The organism is Nitrospira sp. KM1, from assembly GCF_011405515.1.
Lineage (GTDB): Bacteria > Nitrospirota > Nitrospiria > Nitrospirales > Nitrospiraceae > Nitrospira_C.
The window spans coordinates 483,271-508,185 of sequence record NZ_AP022671.1 but is presented as its reverse complement, the minus strand read 5'-3'; the positions used below and the strand labels follow the sequence as shown (position 1 = coordinate 508,185).

General features: G+C 57.3%; 23 protein-coding genes. 5 read left to right on the top strand and 18 right to left on the bottom strand.

The genetic code is table 11. From position 1 onward, the window contains the following. Positions 1–16: 16 nt before the first annotated feature. The 18 genes from W02_RS02370 to W02_RS02285 all read right to left on the bottom strand — a co-directional run bounded on the left by W02_RS02370 (position 17) and on the right by W02_RS02285 (position 18,348). Positions 17–1,423, bottom strand: a complete 1,407-nt coding sequence (locus W02_RS02370; RefSeq protein ID WP_173044441.1) for an MmgE/PrpD family protein — start codon at positions 1,421–1,423, stop codon at positions 17–19. A 68-nt stretch (positions 1,424–1,491) separates the two neighbouring features. Next, a complete protein-coding gene (locus W02_RS02365; protein WP_173044439.1) occupies positions 1,492–2,271 on the bottom strand; it encodes an enoyl-CoA hydratase-related protein in 780 nt (259 codons plus the stop codon). 162 nt (positions 2,272–2,433) lie between these two features. Next, positions 2,434–3,225 carry a methylmalonyl Co-A mutase-associated GTPase MeaB gene (meaB, locus tag W02_RS02360; protein WP_173044437.1) on the bottom strand — a complete coding sequence of 264 codons (792 nt, stop codon included), beginning with the start codon at positions 3,223–3,225 and terminating at the stop codon, positions 2,434–2,436. Continuing rightward, positions 3,222–4,157, bottom strand: a complete 936-nt coding sequence (locus W02_RS02355; RefSeq protein WP_173044435.1) for a hydroxymethylglutaryl-CoA lyase — start codon at positions 4,155–4,157, stop codon at positions 3,222–3,224. Before W02_RS02355 ends, meaB begins: the two co-directional genes overlap by 4 nt. A 9-nt stretch (positions 4,158–4,166) precedes the next feature. After that, positions 4,167–4,985 carry an enoyl-CoA hydratase-related protein gene (locus W02_RS02350; RefSeq protein WP_173044433.1) on the bottom strand — a complete coding sequence of 273 codons (819 nt, stop codon included), beginning with the start codon at positions 4,983–4,985 and terminating at the stop codon, positions 4,167–4,169. A 7-nt stretch (positions 4,986–4,992) separates the two neighbouring features. Continuing rightward, positions 4,993–6,594 (bottom strand): carboxyl transferase domain-containing protein, encoded by a 1,602-nt coding sequence (locus tag W02_RS02345; protein ID WP_173044431.1) that lies wholly within the window; start codon positions 6,592–6,594, stop codon positions 4,993–4,995. 5 nt (positions 6,595–6,599) lie between these two features. Beyond that, entirely contained in the window at positions 6,600–7,007 is a 408-nt protein-coding gene (locus W02_RS02340) for a cobalamin B12-binding domain-containing protein (RefSeq protein ID WP_173044429.1), read from the bottom strand. Next, positions 6,998–7,840: an MBL fold metallo-hydrolase gene (locus W02_RS02335; protein ID WP_173044427.1), complete on the bottom strand. Its 843-nt coding sequence runs from the start codon at positions 7,838–7,840 to the stop codon at positions 6,998–7,000. Before W02_RS02335 ends, W02_RS02340 begins: the two co-directional genes overlap by 10 nt. Before the next feature lie 45 nt (positions 7,841–7,885). Beyond that, positions 7,886–9,481 (bottom strand): methylmalonyl-CoA mutase, encoded by a 1,596-nt coding sequence (locus W02_RS02330; RefSeq protein WP_197742113.1) that lies wholly within the window; start codon positions 9,479–9,481, stop codon positions 7,886–7,888. 34 nt (positions 9,482–9,515) lie between these two features. Beyond that, on the bottom strand, positions 9,516–10,415 hold the full coding sequence (locus tag W02_RS02325) for a 3-hydroxyacyl-CoA dehydrogenase family protein (RefSeq protein ID WP_173044423.1): 900 nt from the start codon (positions 10,413–10,415) through the stop codon (positions 9,516–9,518). Between the two features lie 37 nt (positions 10,416–10,452). Beyond that, entirely contained in the window at positions 10,453–11,640 is a 1,188-nt protein-coding gene (locus W02_RS02320; RefSeq protein ID WP_173044421.1) for a thiolase family protein, read from the bottom strand. Further along, entirely contained in the window at positions 11,637–12,770 is a 1,134-nt protein-coding gene (locus W02_RS02315) for a dihydrolipoamide acetyltransferase family protein (RefSeq protein ID WP_173044419.1), read from the bottom strand. Before W02_RS02315 ends, W02_RS02320 begins: the two co-directional genes overlap by 4 nt. A gap of 92 nt (positions 12,771–12,862) precedes the next feature. Beyond that, positions 12,863–13,855, bottom strand: coding sequence for an alpha-ketoacid dehydrogenase subunit beta (locus tag W02_RS02310; RefSeq protein WP_173044417.1), 993 nt, complete (start codon positions 13,853–13,855; stop codon positions 12,863–12,865). Between the two features lie 26 nt (positions 13,856–13,881). Next, entirely contained in the window at positions 13,882–14,880 is a 999-nt protein-coding gene (locus W02_RS02305; protein ID WP_173044414.1) for a thiamine pyrophosphate-dependent dehydrogenase E1 component subunit alpha, read from the bottom strand. A 28-nt stretch (positions 14,881–14,908) separates the two neighbouring features. Beyond that, the gene (locus W02_RS02300) at positions 14,909–15,652 is read right to left on the bottom strand and encodes a hypothetical protein (protein WP_173044412.1); all 744 of its coding nucleotides are present in this window, start codon (positions 15,650–15,652) and stop codon (positions 14,909–14,911) included. Next, positions 15,649–16,647: a fumarylacetoacetate hydrolase family protein gene (locus tag W02_RS02295; RefSeq protein WP_173044410.1), complete on the bottom strand. Its 999-nt coding sequence runs from the start codon at positions 16,645–16,647 to the stop codon at positions 15,649–15,651. The genes W02_RS02300 and W02_RS02295 overlap by 4 nt, the downstream gene beginning before the upstream one ends. Beyond that, positions 16,644–17,732 (bottom strand): homogentisate 1,2-dioxygenase, encoded by a 1,089-nt coding sequence (locus W02_RS02290; RefSeq protein WP_173044408.1) that lies wholly within the window; start codon positions 17,730–17,732, stop codon positions 16,644–16,646. The genes W02_RS02295 and W02_RS02290 overlap by 4 nt, the downstream gene beginning before the upstream one ends. A gap of 43 nt (positions 17,733–17,775) precedes the next feature. Beyond that, positions 17,776–18,348: a VOC family protein gene (locus W02_RS02285; protein WP_173044406.1), complete on the bottom strand. Its 573-nt coding sequence runs from the start codon at positions 18,346–18,348 to the stop codon at positions 17,776–17,778. A 287-nt stretch (positions 18,349–18,635) separates the two neighbouring features. On the opposite strand from W02_RS02285, the gene W02_RS02280 reads away from it, so the two are divergent. The 5 genes from W02_RS02280 (at position 18,636) to W02_RS02260 (ending at position 24,902) form a co-directional block, all read left to right on the top strand. After that, positions 18,636–19,373, top strand: coding sequence for a TenA family transcriptional regulator (locus W02_RS02280; protein WP_173044404.1), 738 nt, complete (start codon positions 18,636–18,638; stop codon positions 19,371–19,373). 30 nt (positions 19,374–19,403) lie between these two features. Then, positions 19,404–20,366: a hypothetical protein gene (locus W02_RS02275; RefSeq protein WP_173044402.1), complete on the top strand. Its 963-nt coding sequence runs from the start codon at positions 19,404–19,406 to the stop codon at positions 20,364–20,366. Then, positions 20,363–21,610 (top strand): tryptophanase, encoded by a 1,248-nt coding sequence (locus W02_RS02270; RefSeq protein ID WP_173044400.1) that lies wholly within the window; start codon positions 20,363–20,365, stop codon positions 21,608–21,610. Before W02_RS02275 ends, W02_RS02270 begins: the two co-directional genes overlap by 4 nt. A gap of 9 nt (positions 21,611–21,619) precedes the next feature. Continuing rightward, complete coding sequence (locus W02_RS02265) at positions 21,620–23,569, top strand: acyl-CoA dehydrogenase family protein (RefSeq protein ID WP_173044398.1); 1,950 nt, start codon at positions 21,620–21,622, stop codon at positions 23,567–23,569. A gap of 475 nt (positions 23,570–24,044) precedes the next feature. Beyond that, positions 24,045–24,902 carry an STAS domain-containing protein gene (locus W02_RS02260; RefSeq protein WP_173051329.1) on the top strand — a complete coding sequence of 286 codons (858 nt, stop codon included), beginning with the start codon at positions 24,045–24,047 and terminating at the stop codon, positions 24,900–24,902. The last annotated feature ends 13 nt before the right edge of the window (positions 24,903–24,915 follow it).

The following is a 24,915-nucleotide window of genomic DNA, read 5'->3' as shown; positions in this document are numbered from 1 at the left end:
TTCAGAGTACAAAAATCTAGGATCGAGCGTTGATCCGCAAAAGCGGCATCAGCATCCCGATGTCCTTGAGCCGCTCCAGCGTCCAAACGAGTTGGATGAGCCTGTCAATGCGGGCCCGCCCCAGTCGCCCGGACACCAATCGCCGAAACTTTGCTTCCAGTTCCCTATCGGACATGGGATTTGCCGGATGGCCCAAGGGAATATCTTTCTGTCTCGTATAGGTTTTTCCAGCTCTCGTCCTGACAGTGATACGTGTCGGCATGGTCTTGGGGTAACAATCCGCCAATTCAGGCAGTCGCACGACGCGGACTCGTTTCATCAATTCTCTCAGCGTGCCGTCCTGCAATCGTTTACGGCCGAAGGACCGCAGCGAAACACGGCCGTCCAAGAGCGCCACGGCGACGCAATAGGGAAAACTATGATCCGCCGTTTCTCTCGTCGACGGCTGCCACTTCTCCGGATCGCGCCCGATGATTTCGATAGCGACGTCGTAGCTTCCAACCTCGATGTCCGATACGTGCTCGACAGCCTGGTCGCCTTCAGCCTGGATCAAGTCGGATCGAAGCTCCAATGCGGCTTCCACTGCACTTTGCGCGTGATATTCCACCGGGTAGCGCTTGATATAGGTATCCAGAATCCTGAACGAGTCTGAACCGGACGATGTAGATTCGCCGTCGTCACCTCCAAAGGGCGACAGGTCGAACAGCCCGGACACGAGTTTCATGAAGCCCTTCTCCCCTTCAAAAATCGGTGAGGGTCCCGTCATGCCATGCTTGGCCAACATGGCGGCAAATATGCCGTTACGGGCCGCATTCGAAAACGCGCAGGCTTTCCACATCGACAAATCCCCGACTCGTGTCTGCCGCAGGGCCACATTCGCGACGCCGGCAAGGTTGACGGCATGAAACGCCTGTGCGTTCGAGAATTGCAAAATCTTGGCGGCAGCGAGTGCGGAGGAGAACGAACCGTAGGTCACATGATCCCACCCACGGGGCCGGAGTGCCGCAGCGTCGCAGAACCGGCACTGAATTTCGTACGCGAGCGCGATGGCCTCGATCACGCGCCGGCCTGACGCGTGAACGGCTTCGCCGATTGCAAGCACAGCGGGAATGTTATCGGAAGGATGAGCCGGTTCCTTGGCGAGGTAGGTATCGTTGAAATCCAGATAACGAACCAATGCGCCGTTGGCGAAGGTCGCAAGATCCGGCAGCGTTTTGTGCGCGGTGCCCCACAGCGTCGCACCCGTTGTGATCGTGACCCGCTGCGCGAGATGGCGGGCAATGCGGCAAGGCGGAGCGCTCCAGGCCCCGAGCGCGCAACCCAGACTGTCGAGCACGCGCCGTTTCACTTCGTGAATCACGGCGTCGCTCAAACGTTCGTAGCGCAGCGATCGACAATATCGAGCGAGGCGAGCTGCGAGCATGGAACCCTCTCCTCGGAGAGTCACGCGTTCGGTGACCGAGTCTGCAAGACCGTTCTACCTCGATAGACTCATACTTCGGTTTCAACCATCCGGGGCCGCCGTTTTTCGACAAACGCTCGAAGGGCCTTTTGCTTTTCTGCTGTGGTGCACAAGGCTCCGAACAATTCTGCTTCCCGTGCGAGACCTTCGGAAAGGGGGATGTCGAGTCCACCTCTAATGGCATGCAGCGCGGCCTCAACCGCAGGCGCTCCGCAAGCGGTCATCAGTGCCACCGTGGTTTCCGACTGCGCATACAGCTCATGAGAGGAAACGACGCGGCTGACCAATCCGATCGCGAGCGCGTCCCCTGCCGCTATGGTCTCCCCGGTCAGGATCATTTCCGCGGCTTTGGACGCACCTACGACCCTCGACAGTCGTTGTGTGCCGCCAAATCCGGGAATGAGTCCCAGCCTGATTTCCGGTAAGGCGAACGTGGCATGTTCCGCGGCAAGCCGGATGTGACAGGCGAGCGCCAGTTCAAGACCGCCGCCCACGCATGTGCCATTGATGGCTGCGACGATGGGCTTGTTGCAACGTTCGAAGCGATTCAAGAGCGCTTGCCCCTGCAAGGCAAACTCAGTTCCCGCGTGCACCGTGTTCAGGCGCGTCAATTCGTGAATGTCTGCTCCGGCGCAAAAAAAGCGCCCTGACCCGGTGATGATCATGGCCCGGACATAATCATCCTGCTCGACCTCGTTCAGTACGCCGTCAAGTTCCTTGAGCAGAGACATGTTGATCACGTTGGCCGGAGGATTGTGCAACGTGATCCGTGCAACATGGTGGGAGATTGTCAATAACTGATGAAGCATGGCGTCCTCCATACGGCACGTTGTGTGGTCCTGTCGGCTAACCCAAACTATGCTTGGGCCGGTCGCTCACCGTTCGAACCAAGAAACTCCTTTGTTTGAATGGTTCTTCTCTTGAGCGCCTTTTAGGGTTGCCGGCGGATAGATTCAGTAGGATCTCTCCTCTCATCTATTCATTTCCTCATCGGTCTCGGCCGACTGCGGGAATCGGACCCGTTGATGCTCGGCGATGGCGGAAAGAAGGTCCGTGACGCCTTCGCCCGTTGTGGCGACAGTACGAAGCACCGCCTTAAAGCACCCGCGCAGGTCTCGCAGGGTCGAATCTGCCCCTGGATGGTCTCCTTTATTCACGACGACGATGTGTGCCATCTCGAGCAAACCGGCTTTCATCGCTTGGACTTCGTCTCCCAGCCCAGGCGCGATGACCGCAAGAACCGTCTGAGCAACAGTCATTACGCCAACTTCGTTTTGGCCGACCCCGATTGTTTCAATCAAGATCACCTCGTACCCCGCCGCCTTGAGAACAACCACGGCATCGCCGGTTGCTCTCGCGAGTCCTCCGGCATATCCGCGGGTAGCCATGCTCCGGATGTACACGCCCCAATCAGGAACATGGTCCTGCATTCTGATACGGTCGCCCAGCAGTGCGCCGCCGGTGATGTGGCTGCTGATGTCCACCGCCAGAACCCCGACTTTCATTCCCAGCCGCCGGTAGGCGGTGACAAGGCGATCGATGAGAGTGCTTTTCCCAGATCCGGGATACCCGGTTACTCCAATCACGGTTGCCGCATTTGCGCTGCTGTTGAGAACTCGCAGGGCCGCTGTGCCGTCAGGATGCTGGATCTCCAGCAGGGTGATCAGCCGTGAAATGGCGCGGACATTCCTCGCTTTCACCTGGCCGGCAAGAACGAGTGGTCGGTTGATTTCGCGCGTCATCGGTGGGGCGATTCGCGTCATGGCACCGGCTCGCAAGATGGATGAATGTGTGAGACACGCGACAATCGTGATGGAAGAGTATGGTTCAATATGCCTTCCATCTGTTTGGCCGCCGCTACGACCATCCACTCATCCCCCGCAACCGACGCGCCGGAAGCCTTCAAGGCATAGATGACGTCTTCGGTCGCCGCGTTACCCGATGCTCCCGGCGCGTAAGGACAGCCGCCTAGTCCGCCGGCCGACGTATCGAACGCCTCGATTCCATACTCTTCCCAGGCGATGAGCACGTTGGCGACGGCCATCCCATAGGTGTCGTGGACATGCAGTGAAAACGCAGCCGGGACTGTAAGAGGTCTGACTGCATCCAAGAGGAACCGTATGTGGCGGGGTACAGCCTTCCCGACCGTCTCACCCAGCGAAATCTCATCGACACCGAGATCGAGCAACTGTCGCATCACTTCCACGACACGTGACGGACGAACCGGGCCTTCAAAGGGACAATGGGTCGCGGTGGATATATACCCGCGGACGGCCATGCCGTCTCGTTTGGCGCCTGAGACGACCGGCTTAAACCGCTCGACCGACTCACGGATCGAGCAATTGATATTCCGCCGGCTGAAGGTTTCTGAAGCGGCCGCAAATACCGAAATCTTGTCTACCCGTGCGGCTCTTGCGCGTTCCAATCCCCGCTCATTCGGAACCAACGCTGAATACACCACGCCGGGCATGCGTTGAATTCTCTGAAATACTTCGTCGGAATCAGCAAGTTGCGGGATTGCCCGTGGTGAGACAAACGATCCGGCTTCGATCTCCGTCACTCCGGTTCTGGACAGAGCATTCACAAACGAAACTTTTGCCTCCGTCGAGACGATGGCCGTCTCATGCTGTAGTCCATCCCTTGGACCGACTTCGATAATGCGGATGGACGCCGCATGTCCGTGACGGTGGGGCATGATGTCACTTCAGCCGGTAATCGTGGTTGCGTTTTCCTTCGACGCGTCGTTCCAGACCGGCGTTCGCCGTTCGCTGAAGGCCAGGAGTCCTTCCCGCGCCTCGCTAGACAAACGGGCCGACACATTGGCTGCCACCGCAGCTTTCCATTTCTCCTCATCGCTCATGGAACGCAGCCGGCGCACCAAGGCTTTTGTGTCTCGCACGGCCGCCGGTGCGAGCGGCATAATCATCTCTGCCAGGGCGGTGATGCGGTCATGGAGCGCAGCGGGTTCGACAACGTCATGAATCAGACCGAATTCTCGGGCGGTCGCCGCGGAACACGGCTCCCCGGTCAGGCAAAACCGCCGCACGAACGACTCACCAGTTTTCCGGATCACAAATGGCGCGATCACCGCTGGAACAAGACCGAGTCGAACTTCGCTGAAAACGAAGGTCGCAGCCGTATCGGCCACGGCGATGTCGCACACGGCAATCAATCCGATCCCTCCGCCGTATGTCGATCCATGGATTCGCCCGATCACCGGACAGGGGCATTCGTCGATGCATCGGAACAGCCCGAGCAACCGCTCGGCATCCCGCTGCGCCTCGGTCACGGAAATGGATCGATCTGCTCCGAACCACTGCAGATCCATCCCCGCGCAAAACGTGGAGCCGCTCCCCTCGAGGATGATGACCCGCACCGAGGAGTCCCGTCCCAACGCGTCGAACGTCTCGAGGAGTGCGTGAATCATCTTCGAGTCGAACGCGTTTCGCCGATCCGGGCGATTCAAGGTGACGCGTGTCAAACCTTTGCTGGACTCGACCAGGATCGGGGCTTGTTCAGCCATCGGCGCCTCACATGCGGAAAACCGGTGGATGTGATCCGCGAATCGGGACTCCCATCACGACGTCCAGACAGAAGCCAAGAGTTCTCCGTGTGTCGATGGGATCGATGATCCCGTCATCCCACAAGCGGGCGGTGCTGAAATAGGGGCTGCCTTCTTGCTCGTACTGCGTCCGGGTGGAATCGGTGATCTTTCGTTGCTCGTCCTCCGACAGCACGGCGTTGTCTCTGGCTCGCTGCTGCTGCTTGACGGTCAGCAGCACCTGGGCCGCCTGCTGTGCTCCCATGACGGAGGTTCGTGCGTTGGGCCAGACGAACAGAAACCGGGGACCATAGGCTCTTCCGGCCATCGCATAGTTGCCGGCCCCATGAGACGCGCCAATGATGACGGTCAGTTTCGGGACATCGGCCGTCGCCACCGCCTGCACCATCTTCGCGCCATCCTTGATGATCCCCCGCGCCTCAACGTCCTTGCCGACCATAAAGCCGGTAATGTTTTGCAGGAAGATGAGGGGCATGCGTCGCTGAGCACAGAGTTGCACGAAATGCGCGCCCTTCAAGGCACCTTCGGACAGGAAGACGCCGTTATTTGCCAGAATGCCGACCTGGCAGCCCATCCAACGCGCGAAGCCGCACGTCAGAGTTTTTCCATACCGGCTCTTGAATTCGTGAAACCGGCTGCCGTCTACAAGGCGCGCAATGACTTCGCGAGCTTCGAAGGTATGACGCGGGTTGTTTGGAATGAGGCCATACAGTTCAACAGCCGGGTAACGGGGTTCCTCGATTGTCTGTCTACGCAATGCAGGCCGGCGGGGCAGCGTGTCGATGATCGAGCGGCAGATCTCAAGGGCTTCTCTGTCGTCCTCCGCAAGATGATCGCTCACGCCCGACAGTCTGGTGTGGAGATCGGCACCGCCGAGTTCTTCAGCATTCACATCCTCGCCGGTCGCTGCTTTGACCAGCGGCGGTCCCGCGAGATAAATGGTGCCGGTTCCTTTCACGATCACATTTTCATCGCACATCGCCGGCACATACGCGCCGCCAGCGGTGCACATCCCCATCACGACGGCAATCTGCGGAATCCCGAGTGCCGACATCCTGGCCTGGTTGTAAAAAATGCGCCCGAAATGCTCCTTGTCGGCGAAGACTTCGGCCTGCATGGGGAGAAACACCCCTCCTGAATCCACGAGGTAAATCGTGGGCAACCGATTCTCAAAGGCTATCTCCTGGGCTCGGAGGTGTTTCTTGATTGTCATGGGAAAATAGGTTCCACCCTTGACCGTCGCGTCGTTGGCAACGATGACACATGGTCTGCCTGCCACGTAGCCGATACCGGTAATAAGACCGGCCCCCGGGATGGGAGCGTTATACATACCCGAAGCCGCGAGCGGACTGAGTTCCAGCCATGGGGCACCCGTATCCAGCAAGGCGGTAATTCGCTCACGTGCGGTCAATTTGCCGCGTTGTTTGTGAAGGGCGATGGATTCCGGCGACCCTCCGGCCCGCGCACACGCCAGATGCTTGTCCAGGTCGGCCGTCAGGGCCTCATAATGAGTCCGGTTCGATGCACATTGCTCCGAATCGGCGACGATGGAGGTGGTGAGGGTACGCATATTCGTCAATCGTGCCGTTTGAGCCCGCTGACAAACTCCACGATCTCATGCATGGCCGCGCCGGGTTTAAAGAGAGCTTTGACACCGGCCGCTTTTAGATGGGCAATGTCCTCATCGGGAATGATGCCGCCGCCGAAGAGAGCAATGTCACCGGCATCCTGCTCTTTCAGAAGCTCCAGCACGCGCCGGAACAATGTGTTGTGCGCTCCGGAAAGAATGCTCAAACCGATCGCATCCACATCCTCCTGAACCGCCGTGCCGACCACCTGCTCCGGCGTTTGATGAAGGCCGGTATAAATCACTTCCATGCCGGCGTCCCGCAAGGCCCGAGCAATCAGTTTGACTCCCCGGTCATGGCCGTCAAGCCCGACTTTTCCTATCAGGACACGTAGAGGTGCGCTTGCTACTGCCATGCGGTCACCTCGCGCAGGAAATATTTGCCCTCCTGATCTCTCCGGACGTATCCCGCTTGGACCAGCGGGTCATGTTCAAACAACAACAGCCATCGCTCTTCGAAAGCCCGGTCCAGGATCCAACGTTTCGTTTCGAGCGTCTGAACGGGAAACAGATCGTAGCCCATGATATAGGGCAGCGGCAGATGAGAGACGGTCGGGATGAGGTCGCCGAGGAAGAAGGCGACCCGCCCTTCCGATTCGATCTTCACGCCTTGATGACAACGGGTGTGGCCGGCGGTCACAACCGCAGTCAATCCCGGAAGCAGTTCGGTGTCCCCGTGCAGAAATTCCCACTGATTGGAGATCGGTCCGAAGTCGTCCTGCCGGTAGCTCGCTCTCGTACGTTCATTTGCGCAAGCTGCGTCCTGAAACTCATCATGCTGAACGATATAGCGGGCATTGGGAAAGGCGGGTCGAAGGCGTCCCTGCCGGTCTCTCCTTGTATTTCCTCCGGCATGATCGAAATGCAGGTGGGTGTTGATGACCAGGTGAATGTCTTGCGCGTCCAAGCCGTGACGTTTCAACGAATCCATCAGCGTCGGCTCCCGTTCCACGGCGAACATGCGGTGAAACTTTCCATCCTCCTTCGCCCCGAGTCCTGTGTCGACCAGGATGTTTTTCCCATGCGCCCGGATGAGCAGTGTCGTGAGGCTTAGTGGAATCCGGTTCAGGTCGTCGACGGGGCAGCACTTTTCCCACAAGACTTTTGGAACGACACCAAACATGGCGCCGCCGTCCAGACGGAAACGGCCGTCGCTCAAGGGGTGGATGTCGAACGCACCGAGCTTCATGGCCACATCACCATCAAGGATTCCAGCATGACCGATCGTCCCCTCTCATAAGACCACGGGCTCCCTGTACGTTCCGAGGACTTCTTTCATGGCCGTACAAATTTCGCCCAGCGTCGCTTTGGCCTTCACCGCCTCAATGAGATACGGCATCACGTTTTCGCCGCACGCTGCGGCTTCCTGCAACTCTTCCACCGTGCCGGCCATTCTGAACGCATCGCGCGTCTTGCGCAGATCCGAAAGGTGCGCCAGTTGCTGCTGCTCGACTTCCTGTCCCACCTTGAGAGTCGGGATGGGACGCTGCTCCGGCTCACTATAGTCAGTCACTCCGACAATAATGCGGTCCTTCCGTTCGATGTCACGCTGATACCGCTGTGAGGCGTCCAGGATTTCCCGCTGGGGGAACCCTTTCTCGATCGCCTTGACCATACCGCCCATGCCGTCCAATTTGTGAAAGTATTCAAGCGCCGCTTCTTCAAGGCGATTCGTAAGTGCTTCGACATAATAGGAGCCGCCCAATGGATCCACGCTGTTGGTGACCCCGCTTTCCTGAGCGATAATTTGTTGGGTGCGCAGCGCCAGCTTCGCGGCATCCTCGGTCGGCAGCGCCAGGGTCTCGTCCATCGAATTGGTATGGAGGGATTGCGTGCCGCCTAACACGGCCGCGAGCGCCTGGATGGTCGTACGCACGACGTTATTCATCGGTTGTTGTGCGGTCAGCGAACAGCCGGCTGTTTGCGCATGGCACCGGAGCTGTACCGATCGCGGATCGCTGGGATGAAAGCGGCGCGTCATCTCGCGAGCCCATACGCGGCGAGCCGCTCGGAACTTGGCGGCCTCTTCGAAGAAGTCATTGTGGACGTTGAAAAAGAAGGAAAGCTGCGGGGCAAAATAGTCCACCGGAAGTCCCGCCTTCACGGCTGCCTCGACGTACGTGAGGCCGTTGTACAGAGTAAACGCCAGTTCCTGCACCGCCGTCGCCCCGGCTTCACGGATATGATATCCGCTGATGCTGACCGGGTGCCATTTCGGCATATGTTCGGCACAGTAGCCAATGGTATCGACGATCAGATTCAGGGAGGGTTCGGGCGGGAACAGCCACTCTTTCTGCGCGATGTATTCCTTGAGAATATCGTGTTGCAATGTGCCCCCCAGGCGTTCGACCGAAATCCCGCGATTCTCAGCCACGGCGAGGTACATGGCGAAGATCACCACCGCCGGTCCATTGATCGTCATGGAGGTCGTGACCTCGTCGAGCGGGATGCCGTCGAACAGACGCTCCATGTCGTCCAGCGACGATATAGCCACGCCGCAGTGACCGATTTCCCCATGGGCGCGAAGGTCGTCCGCGTCGATGCCCATCAAGGTCGGCATGTCGAAGGCGACGCTGAGTCCGGTCTGACCGTGCTGCAGCAAATACTTGAAGCGCCGGTTCGTATCCTCCGCAGAACCGAACCCGGCAAACTGCCTCATGGTCCAATGGCGGCCCCGATACATGGTGGGATATACTCCCCGCGTGTAAGGGAATTCACCGGGCATGCCGAGATCATCGTCCGGCGAGCGTCCCTTTAAGTCATCGCCCGTGTACACGCGATTGATATCCAATCCGGACAGCGAGGTGAAGCGCGGTTTGCGTTCTTGCATCAGTCCATTCCTCCGCCGAAACCGCGGGGAGCAATCACGGCCTCCTGCCCACCACCTCGCATCCGTCGCCGCTCGCTTCATACAGGTGAAAGCCACGACCGCTTTTTCGCCCCAGCCTGCCCGTTTCGACGTATCGGCGCAACAGCGGACAGGGGCGAAATTTGGAATCGCCCAAGTCCTGATACAAGACCTCGCAGATGGCGAACACGGTGTCCAAACCGATGCGGTCCGCGAGGGCAAGGGGTCCGACAGGATGATTGGTCCCCGCCGTCATCGCGAGGTCGATGTCTTGGGCCGACGCCACTCCTTCCTGCAATACGAAGATGGCTTCATTGATCATGGGAATCAGGATGCGGTTGACGATGAATCCCGGCGCGTCTTTCGCCACGACCGCGGTTTTTCCCAGCTGCGTTGTGAAATCCAGCGCAAGCGTCATCGTCTGTTCCGATGTTTGCAGACCACGGACTACTTCCACGAGCCGCATCACTGGAGCTGGATTCATGAAGTGCAGTCCGACGACCCGGTCCGGCCGCCCGGATGCCGCTCCCAATTTTGTGATGGAAATCGACGAGGTATTGCTGGCGAAAACCGCGCGAGGCTCGCAGATCCGGTCCAAGCCGGCGAAGAGGTCTTGCTTCAGGGCCAGGTCTTCGGGAATCGCTTCGATGATCAACTGCGCAACCCTCAATTGATCAAGCCGCGTCACGGGATGAATGAGTGCCAGCGCTTCGCCCGCTTGGTGCGGAGTGAGGTTCCCGCGTTCGACGGCACGCTCAAGCCCGCCGCGTATCGTGGTGAGCGCCTCCGTCAAGGGGGGATCGGCGACGTCGACCAACAGAACATGATAGCCGGCTCTGGCGCACACGTGGCTGATGCCCCGGCCCATTTGACCGGCTCCGACTACGCCAATCGTCCGAATGTCACCGAGTTTCATCTCTGTTCACCCAGCAACCACGCGACGTGGGTGCGAACTAGTCCCGTTCGACGATCATCGCCAGCGCTTCTCCGCCGCCGATACAGAGACCGGCCAATCCGCGCCTGACTCCGCGTGCTGCCATCGCATGGAGCAGCGTCGTCAGGATGCGCGCGCCTGTGGCCCCAATCGGGTGCCCAAGCGCCACTGCCCCGCCGTTGATGTTCACCTTCTTGGCGTCAAGCCGCAGTTCCCGATTGATCGCGAGCGACACGGAGGAAAACGCTTCATTGATTTCGAACAGGTCGATGTCCGCGATTGACAGCCTCGTAGCCCTCAAAACCCGCCCGATCGCCTCGACAGGTGCGATCGTAAACCACTCTGGTGCCAATGCTGCTCCGGCATACCCGACAATCCGCGCCAGCGGAGTCAATCCAAGGCGCGCTGCCTCCTCTTCGGACATGATCACCAACGCCGCGGCGCCGTCATTGCAGGAAGGAGAATTGCCCACGGTCAGGACTCCGTTTTCTTGAAAGACCGGCTTGAGATCGCGCAGTTTTCTGAGATCGACCCGGTTCGGCTCCTCATCCTCGGAAACGGTCACGGCCGGTCCTTTTCGTTGCTGCACGATGACCGGCACAAGTTCCTGCCTGAAGGTCCCGGCGGCCATGGCATCGCGCGTTCGCCGATAGCTCTCCAAGGCAAAGTCATCGACCTCCTGCCGGGTGAGCTGGTATTTGGACGCACACAATTCCCCGCAGTCCCCCATGTGGAAATCGTTATAGACATCCCACAGACCGTCTTTGATGAGACTATCCATCACTTCGCCGTGTCCCAGCCGATACCCCTGCCGCGCTTTGTCCAAGAGATACGGCGCGCGTGTCATGTTCTCCATCCCGCCGGCCACGACGATTTGCGCTTCACCGAGCATAATGGCTTGAGCCGCCATGATCGCGGTCTGAAGGCTTGACCCGCAGACCTTGTTGACCGTCACGGCACCGACCGCATGAGGGATTCCAGCTCCGATCGAGGCCTGTCGCGCAGGAGCCTGACCTAGTCCAGCGCCGAGCACGCAGCCCATATACACGGCGTCCACTCGCTCCGGCGGGATTTGAACGCATTTCAGCGCTCCGGCGATGGAGCAACTGCCTAGTTGAGTCGCGGGGATTGAACTGAATGCACCACTGAAGCTTCCGATCGGCGTTCGTACAGCACTCACAATGACGGGTTTCAGTCTGTGATTCACAGGATCTGCTCCCAATGACTGTCCTCGAGATAATGTTTCACCTTCATCATGAACTGATCCGCCGTTGCCCCATCGATGACCCGGTGGTCGAACGACAGGCTCAGATAGCCCATCGGCCGGATGGCAATGGCATCGTTCATGATCACGGGCCGTTTCTGGATCGCCCCGACGCCCAAGATCGCAATCTGAGGCTGATGAATGATGGGCGTACTGAACAAACTGCCGAATCCGCCATGGTTGGTAATCGTGAATGTTCCGCCGCGAACCTCGTCCGGATTCAATTTCTTTGTTCTGGCCCGCTCCGCCAGGTCCGTGATTTCCTTCGCCAACTGTGTCAGGCCTTTGCGATCGGCATGGCGCACCACCGGGACCAGCAGCCCATCTTCCAGCGCGGTCGCAATTCCGATATGCAGATCCTTTTTGATCACAATCCCCTGTTCTTCCCAGGTCGAATTCACAATTGGAACATCACGAATGGCTCTGGTCACGGCGCGAACGACAAACGGCAGATAGGTGAGGTTACGGCCTTCTCGAAATTTGGCGGCGTTCGAGAAATCCGCTTCAGAAAAAGTGCTGACATGTGCTGAGGTGTGCCTGCTCTTGACCATTCGGTCAGCGATGGTTCTGCGCATCTGTGTGATGGCCACAATTTCTTCCCCCATCGTCGGCTCTTTATCGGGCTTTGGGTGCGCCTCCCCACGGGCGATAAAGTCGAGCACATCTTTTTTGGATATTCGTCCCCCCGTCCCGGTCCCCTTCACCTGGGACAGATCAATCTCTTGTTCCCTCGCCAGTTGGCGCACAGCCGGAGAATGATGCTCTTGCCCCGCCGAGCATTCTTCCATCGGACGCACAACCACGCCGCCGACCCTGTTGATCACCTCCATGGAAGGCGCGCTCTCCATGCGCGCCAGCAAGGTTCCAACCGGAACCGTATGACCTTCTTGGACGATGATCTCGCTCAGTTGACCGGCGACGGGGGAAGGAATTTCCAAGTCCACTTTCTCGGTTTCCACTTCCAGGAGCGATTCATCCTTTTGAATGGTTCCGCCGACAGAGACAAGCCATTTCACCACTGTTCCCTCGGCGATACTTTCTCCAAGTTGGGGCATGATGATGTCCGTCACCATGCTTCACATCCGAGTGATGAGTGCCGAGAATCCAAGCTTGTCGAACCGGAGCACTCGCCCATCTCAGTCCTCACTGCGCACTCGTAAGCCCGTCAATACTCTTTCAGCTTTCGGGCTGCCGCGACGATATCGCCGGTCTTCGGCAGAAAGAATTCTTCCAATGGGGTGCTGAACGGCACCGGTGTGTCGGGTGCGGCGATCCGCATGATCGGCCCGTCCAGCTGGTCGAAACATTGCTCGGCCAGCAACGCGGCGATCTCAGCGCCAACACCGCCGGTCTTGTTGTCTTCATGCAGAATGATGGCTTTGCTGGTTTTACCGACCGATTCGAAGATGGTGTCCGTGTCCAGCGGAATCAGTGTACGAAGATCGATCACCTCAAGGGCAATCCCGTCGTTCGCCAAGACTTGAGCCGCTTCCAGCGCGAGATGCACCATCGCTCCATAAGTGATGACCGAGATATCCCGGCCGACCAGCTTGACGTCGGCCTTTCCGATCGGAACGACATAGTCCTCCTCGGGCAATGTCCCTTTGGCCCGGCGATAGAGAAACTTGTGCTCGAAGTAGAGAACGGGGTTGGGATCGCGAATCGCAGCCTTGAGAAGCCCCTTGGCGTCGTATGGGGTGGAGGGAGCCACCAGTTTGAGTCCCGGCGAATGGAAGAACCACCCTTCAGGACATTCCGAATGAAAAGGTCCGCCGTGGATTCCGCCGCCGAACGGCGCGCGGATGACCAGAGGCACTGCTGCTCCCCACCGGTAATGATTCTTGGCCGCCACTTCCGTGATCTGGTCGAACGCGCAAGAGATAAAATCCGCAAACTGCATCTCGACGACGGGACGCATTCCCATCATGGCGGCCCCGATCGCCGCGCCCACAAAGCCCGATTCGGCCAATGGCGTATCGAGAACCCTCCACTCGCCGTATTTCTCGAGCAACCCTTCAGTGATCCTGAACGCACCGCCGTACGCGCCGATGTCTTCCCCCATCAGGAACACCCGCTCGTCGCGCGCCATTTCTTCGTCCAGGGCTTGCGAAATCGCCTCAAGATAGGTCACCTCGCCCGCGGCCGGTGTTGTCGTCATAGATGCTCCCTCATCGCAGAAAGGTCTTAGTGGTCGTCAGCGCTGTCCGCAAACACACCTTCCAAGACTTCAGGGCCTTCGGGCAGCGGACTTTGCTCGGCAAATTCCACACCGGCTTCGACCTCCTTGTTGGCGCGCTCTGTGATCTCCTGGAACAGCGTGATATCTCCGTATCCAAGCTGAGTGAGCAGATGTTCCGCTTTCAAAATGGGATCTCTCTTCTTCCATTCTTCCAATAGTTCGCGCGGAACATATTTGGCGGGGTCGTGTTCCGAATGGCCGTGCATGCGCATCGTCTTGAATTCGAGAAACGCAGGCCCCAGGCCGGCACGCGCTCTGGCCACCGCACGCGTTGCCGCCAGATAGACCGCCGCGACATCATTGCCGTCGACGATTTCCCCCGGCATCCCATATGCCTTTGCTCGATCGACGACATCCGGAATCGCCATTTGCAGTCGCAGTGGAGTGGAATAGGCATATTGGTTGTTGGTACAGAACAACACGACAGGGAGCATGCGCACCGCGGCAAAGTTCATCGCTTCGTGGAAGTCCCCGCGGCTGGTCCCTCCGTCACCCGTGCCGGCAAAGACGACGCGATGTTCCCCTCGGATCTTGAACGCCAGGGCCACACCCGTCGCGACCGGCAGATTGTCGGCCAGATGACTGACAAATCCGATGATTCCCCGTTTGATGTCCCCCATGTGAACGTTGCCATCTTTACCCTTGGTCGGGCCGGTCCGCTTCCCAAGGTATTGAGCGAGCACTTCGCCGGGAGTGATGCCGCGGATCAAGAACGCTCCCATGTCACGGTGGAAGGGGGCGATGACGTCGTCACGCTCGAGCGCGGAGGCATAGCCCACCGCAATGGCTTCCATCCCATGACTGGTATAGCAGCCGCCGACAATGCGTCCTTGGCGATAGAGCGCGGTGATGCGATCCTCCAATCCCCTGGTGAGCCGGAGGTAGTAATACATTTGCAACAAATCGGCTCGTTTGATCTCCGTGACGTCAACGGCAACATCCATGACAACCTCCAACAAGCGCGTAGGTCGCTCAGACTTCCGGGACGTCCCTCCAAGACAGCAGTGGTTTGCGCATTCGGCATAGAGGACAGTGACTCGCTTCCCATTGTGGCATGTCGAGGTCAGTGGAATAGTAGAATGGATGTCGGGCGGTCAGCTCGTTCATCAAAGGAAACTGTCCGCTGTCCCGTCGGGCGAAGACCATCATGCCGGCGAGGACCCCCCCATTGTCCGTGACGATTTTGCCGAGCTTGCTTACGCAATTGCCGCGCGTGGTGACGTCATTCAGCGCGATGAACCGTTCGCCCGATTGAATCGTGCCGATCGCGATATCGGTTCCAATTTTTCCCGTTTCACCATTATAGGGAGTCAAGGCGACTCGACATGTCGTCATGCGATGGCACTGCTTGGCGGTGCCGGTGGCCAGCAGGCTTGCGGCGGAACTCGTGGCGATCAGACCGGTCAAGGGCTCATGCTGGAATGTCCTTCCGATCCAGTCGGCCATATCACGAGTCACAAGCGACACAAACTCCGGATAGCGGCTGATGGATTCGAACCGAAGATACGTGGCTGTATGATGGCCCGACACGACCTCGACGTGCGTGTCGAAGAACACCGACCTGGAGGTTCGAAGAATATGCAAGATGTCACATTCCGTCAGACTGGTATGTGACCCCGCACGGATGATCGTTTCTAACCGTTGGTCGATTGAAGGCGTGCCGTAGAGATCACGGTGCCGTGTCACCAGGTCGGATAGAATCGTTGTAGTCGTCATGCGGTCTTCCGCCCGGTCGCTAGGATAATTTGCGTTCTGAGAATGCCAATCGGTTGAATGTCCAGTTCCACCACGTCTCCCGGCTTCAGGTAACGATCCAACTCGAGGCCGCATCCCCCCCCAACGGTTCCGGAACCGAACACGTCTCCCGGGTAAATCATTTCGCCGCGGGAGACATGCGCAATCATTTGCGGGAATGACCAATGAATGGTCCCGAATTGCCCCCGCGACCATTCTTCTCCATTCACTCTGGCAATCATCGTCAATGCACGAAGGTCCGCAATTTCATCGGGAGTCACCAAGCACGGTCCCAATGCGGTGGCGAAGTCTTTGCCCTTCGCCGGTCCAAGCCGGCAGGCCATTTCCTGGAATTGAATATCCCGGGCGCTGAAGTCGTTCATGATCGTATAGCCGGCAATATAGTTGTGAGCCTCTCGCTCGGGAATGTCTTGCCCCCCGCGCCCGATGATACAGGCAAGCTCCAATTCATAATCCAGCTTTGTCGTCTCGAGCGGCCATTGGAGCGGTTGGTCGGGCCCGATGATCGTCCGGTGGTTTCCCTTGTAGTAGACCGGAAATTTGTACCATTCCGGAGGAATCGGCTGGCCTCGCTTCTTTGACGTCGCGCCGATGTGTTTTTCAAACGCGATGAAATCACGCAGTGCGGGAGGGTTGGGAAGCGGCGCGGCAAAGTGGATATCGGCGACGGCATAGACAATTGTCTCACCCCTCGGACCGCCGGCGGAAGCTCCGCGACCGATGACATACTCGAACGCCCGCCGCGCCGCTGCCATCGTGGAATGTCCTCCTTCGAGGAATTCCAACATGGTTGCGGGAACCTGGGCGTTTGCCAAGCGATAGGGCTGTGCCTCGCCCTGATCTGCCAACCAGCGGGCATAACTCATGTTGAGATCCACGACGCTGTCGCCATAGAGCGTCCCTACTCTCGTATGGACGCCGATAGTGGTGGTGACCAAAAAACTCACGAGTCTCATCGGCGACTCCAACTGAGCGCGTAATCGGTGATCTCCACGGCTTCCATTTCCGGCGTGACGGTGAAGGGTTTCCTGGACTCCACCATGACCGCAACCTCGGTTGTGTGCGTTTTATCATTGCTGGCCTGAATGGCCTGGGGTTGAGGGCCATGATGGATGCCTTGCGGATGCAAGGTCAGCATGCCGGGCTGAATTCCGGCCCGGCTGAAAAATTCCCCATGGTGGTAAAAGAGCACCTCGTCGTAGTCCATATTCCGGTGATAGAAGGGAACACGCAGCGCTTCGGGATCGGTCTCAAGCGGTCGGGGGGCAAACGTGGAAATCAGACAGTCCCCGGCTCGAAACGTGACATGGACGCTCGGAGGGAGATGGTAACGGGGACTCGTGACGGGTCTGAAATCACGCACGTTCAACTTGGCAGCCCACAAGTCGCCTTTCCAGCCGACCACGTCCATGGGGTAAAAGGGATAGGTGACCTTCGTCCATCTTCCCTGGCGTTTGATATGGACATGCCATTCCTGCCCGGGTGATTCCGATGGGTCAAGGGTTCCGAGCTCCGGCGCGACGAGCACACCCTTATCAAAGAGCGCGTGCTGTCCGAGAGGGCCGCGATCCGGTACCGTAATAGGATCGGTGGTTTCAATGAGAAGAAACGCGGCGGGTCCGGCATCGACATGAATACGATAAGTCGTCCCTCTGGGGAGGGTGACGTAATCGCCCGGTTCATAGGTCAGGATCCCATAGTCCGTTTCGAATCTCCCCGTGCCCTGGTGAATAAAATAGACTTCGTCGCCGTCCGCGTTGCGGACGAAATACGGAAACGTATCCAAGCGATACAAACAATACAAACTCACGTCCTGACTCTGCATCATGAGGAATGGTTCCGAGATGGGAAAGCGGAAACAGGCAAAGGCTTGTGGCTTCAACGAGCCCTCTATCTTAGTCCAACCGGTCGGAGAGTGGGTCCGGTAAAGGTGAGAAACAGGTCCGGCGAAGCCGTCCCGTCCATGTTCTTCTTCGCAGAGTCCATCTGGAATGCCGACGTGCGCCTGATTGGGGACTTTACCTTTCCTGTTGAGATACATGGACGATGTCTCCACGTGTCAGGCGTCGCTCACGAAGCCTTTCTCAGTGGTGCGTCGTCGAGGGTGTCGATGATGAATCGTAATCGATGATCGTCTGATCCACGCCGGAAGCCTGGTCCCTTTCAAGATCTTTATACAAAGATTCCACCGTGCTTCTGACAAATGTCTTCGAGCGTTCTTGCCCATGCTCTCGCTGAGTCAACTCAATGAACAAGCCGCCGCTCGGAAACAATGGATAGGTGAACCGCTGTTTCAGTGGTCCAAAGCCATCTCGTCCTTCCTTAACGGGTCCGCTGAATTTCACACCATGGGATTCCCATGCACGGCATACCGCTTCAATGTCATCCACCTCGAGCGCAAAGTGCTGCACGCCTTGACCGTGCCGTTCAATAAAGTCGCTGATCTGAGACTTCATGGCCTTGTCATGACCTTGCATAAGCGCGATTCGAGCCGCACCGCACTGAACGACCACCGTATCCATGGATGAGCGTTCAGTGCCGACGTCCCGAGCAGACCAAATCGTTTCGAAGCCGAGAATTTTGGTGAAGAGAAACTCTGCCGCGTCCAGGTTCTCCACGCAGAGGGTGATGTGATCAATGCCTGTTGGATGATTCATGGCGACGCCTCCTCGCTACGAATTGCCTCCCTGCGCGCCTCTAGAATTCTGTTCACGGTAGTTCATTGTACATCAATAAATATATCAACTGATAGAATATTACTATCACATGACATCCTAGACAAGAGGCCATAAAAATCAGCGTAAAAAACATATCCTGGGGATAATTCCCATGCATTCAAATTGTCATATTTATGATATTGCCATGGCAATATAAAAGATATATCATCGAATCACCGGTGATTGTGATGCGTCAATCTCCAACAGCCTGATGTGTGGAGGGACCTATGACCTTCCATCAAGAGATGAGGCAACTCGTGCTCGGGCACGGGGCCATCAACAATTCGTACCTCGACCGTTTTCAGGCGGGTAATCTCGCCGAAGATGAATTTTGTGAGTTCGCAGTGGAGTTCTATAACTTTGCACGGTTCTTCCCGCAAATTTTGGTCGCTCAATTGGTCAATACTGAGGACGAACAGATTGCCGACGAGCTCACCAAAGTTCTCTATTCCGAGTTAGGTGATGGTCACAGCCGGCACCGCCACGAGCTGCTCTACCGGGATTTTCTACGATCGATGGGGATCGACATCCACAATGCCATGACACGAGGCATGCTTCCTTCAACGCGAGCGTACATTGAGGGGATGGAGCAGTTGTATCGAGACGGAAATCATGCCAAAGCGCTGGGAGCTTCGTTCGGTTTGGAGAATATGGCCATTACGATGTGGGACCACTTGATACCTGGTCTCATGCATGTGAAAGTCTCCCGCTTTCCCCAACTGGACATCACCTACTTCACGTTTCACCGTGAGCTTGAATCCAGCCATGAGGCGGCTATGGAACATGCGATGGAGGCTGCCGAGAGCATGAATTCTGATGGTATGTCCGGTGGAGACAGACAAGATTTTCGATGTGGAATTATTGCCGTCCTAGATTACCTTCACGGATTCTGGATCGGCTTGGACCGGCGCGAGCCTCCGAGCCATCATCGATCGCATGACATGCACCACTACCATGCCGCATGACTGGGGCGGCCGTTACGGGAGAAACTGTCCATGTCGGAGATGGCTGCCTACCTTGAAGCGATTAAGCAACGATATGACCTCGGGAGCGATTACGCGCTTGCAGAGAAACTGGGAATTGCACAGCCCGATGCCAATCTCATTCGCCGGGGGCTGAAAGTTCCAAAGCCGGAGCTCTGCATCAAGATCGCAAAGCTGCTCGACAAGAACCCCGTAGAGTTGCTGCTGATCGCCCAGAAAGACAAGGCGCCGACGTCAGCCAAACAATATTGGACCCTGGCGCTGACGGCCGTCGACGTCATGCTCCACGTTCCGAAACATCCTAAATACATTCCGAAAAAGGTAGAGGCCATCGGACGCGAATTGCGCCAGCTCGAGACCCAAACGCTGACATATGAAGGCGCTGAGGCAAACGCCGAGGCCGTGCGGCTCGTTCAGACGGCCGAACGTTCGATCGATGCCATCATGGAACGGTGGAACATCTGGAAGAAGGGGGAAGCCCTGTATCCGAATTACCTTCTCGCCAACCAAGCGGCAGCCACACGTGGAGTGAGCATTCGCCGGCTGTTGGTTCTCACGCGTGAGCAAATGCGGCAGGAAACCATGGTCGCGGACGCCGCCCAAGTCATGGACGACCAGCAGCGGGCCGGAATCAACATTTTCTACGCCTTTCGCGAGGAGTTGGAGCGATCGCCGGCGTTTTCCCGTTTTGAGGACGATTACAAACGCCAAGGTGCGGCGCGGGACCTGAATGCAGCCATATTTGACCGGGAGATTCTCATCTTTTCACAATCCTATGGACAGGTGGAATTGGGTGTGGTCGGTCCCCCTACACCGATTACGATGATCAATCAATTGGAGATCACATGGAAACCGGAACTGCTGCGCGATCTTGATCCGGCCCCCTTGTTCGACATGACGCGATACGTCTTCGAATACTCAGGGCCGAGAGCTTTTGCAACAGAACTGGGACGGTTCAAGCGATCATTCACATGAAGTTCCCGTCGGAACCTTTCAAAATTAAGGTCGTTGAGTCGATCCGGCGGACACCCCGCGCAGAGCGGGATCGCTTACTGCGGGAAGCCGGCTACAACCTGTTCCGGATTCCGGCCGAGAGCGTGTACATCGATCTGTTGACCGACAGCGGCACCTCCGCGATGAGTGATCGGCACGGCATGTGCGTGCCCAGCAATATTCACTTCGACACCACGCGTGCGAACATTGAGCACCAGCGGGCTCACGCGCCTGACGCGGTGGTGAAGGAAGCCTATGACCCACACGACGGGTCCCCTTTCAAGGGCAATATGGATCTGGTGCGCTTGGAAGAGATGATCAATCATGCGGGCCGAGAGCAGGTTCCGCTGGTGCTGGTGACGATTACGAATAACAGCGGTGGCGGACAGCCTGTGTCGATGGACAACATTCGTCGGACCAGGGTGCTGCTGAACCGCTATCATATTCCACTCTTCTTCGATGCTTGCCGCTTCGCCGAGAACTGTTTTTTCATCAAAGAGAGAGAGTCGGGGTACGCAGGCAAGACATTGGTCGAGATCGCTCAAGAGCTGTTCAGTTACGGCGATGGCTGTACGATGTCGGCAAAAAAGGACGGTCTCGTGAATATCGGCGGATTTCTGAGTCTCAATGACAACCAGTGGGCGCAGGACATTACGAACATGCTCATTCTCGTCGAAGGATTTCCCACATACGGCGGCTTGGCTGGCCGTGACTTAGAAGCCATATCTCAAGTACTGCGTGAAGTTCTCGACGAAGACTATCTCACTTTTCGAGTTGGTCAAGTCCGGTGCCTGGGCGGGTTGCTTGATGAGGCCGGCGTACCGATCCTCAAACCGGTCGGGGGACATGCGATCTACCTGAATGCGAAGGAATTTCTGCCTCACATTCCACAGGACGAATTCCCCGCTCAATCGCTCGCTGTCGTTCTGTATCGAGAATACGGAGTTCGGGGCGTCGAAATCGGCACTGCGATGTTCGGGAAAAAGGACGTGGCCACGGGCCGTACCGTTCATCCGGAACTTGAGATGGTCCGATTGGCGATTCCGCGCCGAGTCTATACGAACACGCAAATTACTTATGTGGCGGAATCTATCATCGAGACCTATCGCCGGCGGGAGAACATTCACGGTCTGACGATGACGTATGAGGCGCCGACGCTGCGGCATTTTACGGCCCGATTCCAAGAGGTGCAGGATACGTCTTGCGTGCAGCGGGCGGCATCGTGAGGAGATGGCATGGCCGGGCTGTTTCAAGGGCTCGAGAAGATTGAAGAGGCTCGCGAACGTCTTGCCGGGCGCAGCTTCATGACGGGCCTTTTTTCAGGCCGCCCAGATTTTTCACTACTCCTCGCTCCAGATGAATCTCCAGAAGAGAAAACGGCCTGGGACATGTTTCGACCTCGGCTGCAGACCTTCCTGACTACGCAGGTCGATCCCGATGAGATTGAGCGCACGGCGAAGATTCCGGATTCCGTGATCAAGGGACTGTTCGCACTCGGCGCCTTTGCCATGAAGATTCCCCAGGAGTACGGAGGTCTGGGATTCTCATGCACGAATTACGGCCGCGCGCTCATGCTGATTGCCAGTTGGAGCAACATTTTATCGCTGACCGTCGCGGTGCCGCAATCGATCGGCATTGCCATGCCGCTCCTGCTGTTCGGCAGCGATCAGCAAAGGAAGAAGTACTTGCCTATCGTGGCATGGCATGCTCTGTCCGCGTTCGCTCTCACCGAATCCATGACCGGGTCGGACGCGGCCAATATTGTGACTGAAGCGGTATTGGATGCCGACGGCGAGACGTTTGTCGTCAACGGCGGAAAACTTTGGTGTACAAACGGCTCCATCGCTCGCTACGTGACACTGATTGCGCGGGTGCCGGCGAAGCGGGAACGGCGCGGCGGACATATGCTGTGGATTCCCGTTCCGGAAGGCAAGGGAGCGGACCAGTCTGTTCACACGGCGTTCGTGCTCGACATGGACGCTCCGGGAATTCGGATCAGGCAACGTTGCCAGTTTGAGGGGTGTCGGGGGATCGAGAATGCCTACCTGACGTTTGCCGATGTTCCCGTCCCGGTCGGTGATCTCATCGGCGAGGTAGGCTGGGGGCTCAAATACGCCCTGACCATTCTCAACATCGGCCGCGCAATCAGCATCCCGGCCATTTGTCTGGGCATGGCGAAGCAGGCATGGCAACCGACGCTGGATCGGGCGAATACCCGCCTCACCTTCCAGAAGCCTCTCGCCGAGCGCCAGACCCAGCGCATCCGCCTTGGCCGCATGGCTTCGAGCTTGTTCGCGATGGAGGCGCTCGCCTCGTCCGTCTGGCGCATGGCGGACCAACATACCTTTGATATCAGAACGGAAGCGGCCATCGCGAAAATGTTTTGCTCAGAGAGCGCGATCCGGTTTCTGAAAGATGCTCAAACCCTGTTCGGGGGGATGGGATATGAAACGGCCGATTCCAAGCGGATGCGTGGCGAGCCTGCATTCGGCATCGAACAACTGGTGAGAGACGCCGAAATGTATCGGATCGGAGAAGGCGCAACGGATATCTTGCGACCATTCGTGGCTCGCGAGGCTCTGAACATGCATCTCGAGCATGCCCAGAAGTATTTCGAGGATCACATGACTGGCCTGCGCTGGGTCATGGCGGTAGGACGTCTGCTCGGAATCTACGTTCCCTGGTACATGAAACAATGGATCCCAAAACCACTGCCGCCGCATCCTGAGTTCCGGCGTCCCAAGGTCCGTCATAAACTGCGTTTCGTGGAGCGTGCAAGCCGGCAACTCGCTCGGGCGACATTCTACGCCATGGTCTGGCATCGTGAAGCGCTTCGAGATGACCAAGGACGGCAAAACCGCATCGAAAACATTGGTGAAGGTCTTTTCGTGATCGCAGCGACAGCCCTCGCCGCGCAAGCGGAAGAAAGAAGGATCGGTCAGACGGGGGTATGGGACTTGGCAGACGAAGTGTTCCGCGATACGAAAGTTCAAGTGAAAGAACAAATATCCATGCTGATCTCCAATGAAGATGCACAAGTCACAGCGGTTGGCACGAACGCACTGAGAGGCACCTATCCTATGCTCTCGGAGGGAATCATCAAGCGGACCCTTCGCGACTATAAGGCCCCAGAAGAACCTGCCGTCGGTGTCGCGGAGAGAAGAAAGCGACACGTCTCGCACTGACTGATTCCTTTATCAAATTGACAATGTTCGGATCTGCTGGATCAAACGATCTATGTGAGATTGCGTGCTTATACAGAGCCGCCGGTATGGGATGATCCCATGCACGGTAGAGAGTGCTCGGATGCTTCTTTATTAGCTCCCTCCCCTGTCGCCCCGCCGACCGATCAATGCCTCTATAATTAACTTGGGGTTGGTTACGATCACGATCTATATCACGAGTTGCGGCACGATAAATCATTCCTTCGGTATCGCATAACTACGGCTTTTGGGTATGGCGTAACAATTGTGTGCAGGTTATATTTCTAGGCGGCGGTTGCCGTTATGATGCGAAAAGCACGGCCCTTTACACTACCCCGACCCGTTAGAGATAAGGATGAACGGCCATCTTGGTCCATGTCTTGATACGCACTCAGAGATTTCTGCACTGCCTGTTTTTACAAACTATTACAACCAGCATTATCGTGAAGGAGGCATCATGCCGCAGACGAGTGAGTTGGCCGGGGAACTGCGCAACCGGCAAGAGCTGATCCTAAAAGATTGGTTGGCATATCAGTTGTCCGCTCTCACCTTACGCCGTGACCTGCTTGGAGAGGAAGAACTAACAACTCAATCGAAACAGTTTCTCGAGCTATTTCTGACGGCGATCGCGGCGGGCAAAGACAGCGACTCCCCGTCCTGGAAACCGGTCAAAGATCTTTTGGAGGAGATATCTAAATCGCGGGCTGCGCGAGGATTTAGTCCTTCCGAAACCGCGATCTTTGTGTTTTCTCTCAAGCAGCCGCTCTTCGATCTCATCCAAAGGCAGCATCAGCACGATGCCAAGGCTTTAGCGAGCCTGCTCTGGGACTTGACTGTCTTACTGGACAAACTTGGTCTGTACACAACTGAGGCGTATCAACAAAGCCGGGAGTCCATCATTCTTAGGCAGCAACAGGAAATGATGGAATTATCAACGCCGGTGGTACAGCTCTGGGACAATATCTTGGCTCTGCCATTGATCGGAACATTGGATAGTGGGCGTACACAGGTTGTTATGGAAACACTGCTCCAACGCATCGTCGAGACGGGGGCAAAAATCGCGGTGATCGATATTACCGGTGTGCCAACCGTCGATACTCTGGTGGCCCAGCATCTGATGAAAACCGTTTCCGCCGCCCGCCTGATGGGTGCCGACTGTATCATCAGTGGAATCCGGCCGCAGATCGCTCAGACCATCGTCCACTTAGGAGTCAACTTGAATGACATCGTGACTAAAGCGACATTGGCAGGCGCTTTCCAGGTTGCTCTTCAGCAATTGGGCGCAAGGGTCGTCAAATCTAACGAGACGGCATGATTTCGACATGACC

Bases quoted from the DNA above. Each gene is read 5' to 3' on its own strand.
- W02_RS02370 (WP_173044441.1), bottom strand. From the start codon at position 1,423: ATGCTCGCAGCTCGCCTCGCTCGATATTGTCGATCGCTGCGCTACGAA.
- W02_RS02365 (WP_173044439.1), bottom strand. From the start codon at position 2,271: ATGCTTCATCAGTTATTGACAATCTCCCACCATGTTGCACGGATCACG.
- meaB (WP_173044437.1), bottom strand. From the start codon at position 3,225: ATGACGCGAATCGCCCCACCGATGACGCGCGAAATCAACCGACCACTC.
- W02_RS02355 (WP_173044435.1), bottom strand. From the start codon at position 4,157: ATGCCCCACCGTCACGGACATGCGGCGTCCATCCGCATTATCGAAGTC.
- W02_RS02350 (WP_173044433.1), bottom strand. From the start codon at position 4,985: ATGGCTGAACAAGCCCCGATCCTGGTCGAGTCCAGCAAAGGTTTGACA.
- W02_RS02345 (WP_173044431.1), bottom strand. From the start codon at position 6,594: ATGCGTACCCTCACCACCTCCATCGTCGCCGATTCGGAGCAATGTGCA.
- W02_RS02340 (WP_173044429.1), bottom strand. From the start codon at position 7,007: ATGGCAGTAGCAAGCGCACCTCTACGTGTCCTGATAGGAAAAGTCGGG.
- W02_RS02335 (WP_173044427.1), bottom strand. From the start codon at position 7,840: ATGAAGCTCGGTGCGTTCGACATCCACCCCTTGAGCGACGGCCGTTTC.
- W02_RS02330 (WP_197742113.1), bottom strand. From the start codon at position 9,481: ATGCAAGAACGCAAACCGCGCTTCACCTCGCTGTCCGGATTGGATATC.
- W02_RS02325 (WP_173044423.1), bottom strand. From the start codon at position 10,415: ATGAAACTCGGTGACATTCGGACGATTGGCGTAGTCGGAGCCGGTCAA.
- W02_RS02315 (WP_173044419.1), bottom strand. From the start codon at position 12,770: ATGGTGACGGACATCATCATGCCCCAACTTGGAGAAAGTATCGCCGAG.
- W02_RS02310 (WP_173044417.1), bottom strand. From the start codon at position 13,855: ATGACGACAACACCGGCCGCGGGCGAGGTGACCTATCTTGAGGCGATT.
- W02_RS02305 (WP_173044414.1), bottom strand. From the start codon at position 14,880: ATGGATGTTGCCGTTGACGTCACGGAGATCAAACGAGCCGATTTGTTG.
- W02_RS02300 (WP_173044412.1), bottom strand. From the start codon at position 15,652: ATGACGACTACAACGATTCTATCCGACCTGGTGACACGGCACCGTGAT.
- W02_RS02295 (WP_173044410.1), bottom strand. From the start codon at position 16,647: ATGAGACTCGTGAGTTTTTTGGTCACCACCACTATCGGCGTCCATACG.
- W02_RS02290 (WP_173044408.1), bottom strand. From the start codon at position 17,732: ATGTATCTCAACAGGAAAGGTAAAGTCCCCAATCAGGCGCACGTCGGC.
- W02_RS02285 (WP_173044406.1), bottom strand. From the start codon at position 18,348: ATGAATCATCCAACAGGCATTGATCACATCACCCTCTGCGTGGAGAAC.
- W02_RS02280 (WP_173044404.1), top strand. From the start codon at position 18,636: ATGACCTTCCATCAAGAGATGAGGCAACTCGTGCTCGGGCACGGGGCC.
- W02_RS02275 (WP_173044402.1), top strand. From the start codon at position 19,404: ATGTCGGAGATGGCTGCCTACCTTGAAGCGATTAAGCAACGATATGAC.
- W02_RS02270 (WP_173044400.1), top strand. From the start codon at position 20,363: ATGAAGTTCCCGTCGGAACCTTTCAAAATTAAGGTCGTTGAGTCGATC.
- W02_RS02265 (WP_173044398.1), top strand. From the start codon at position 21,620: ATGGCCGGGCTGTTTCAAGGGCTCGAGAAGATTGAAGAGGCTCGCGAA.
- W02_RS02260 (WP_173051329.1), top strand. From the start codon at position 24,045: ATGCCGCAGACGAGTGAGTTGGCCGGGGAACTGCGCAACCGGCAAGAG.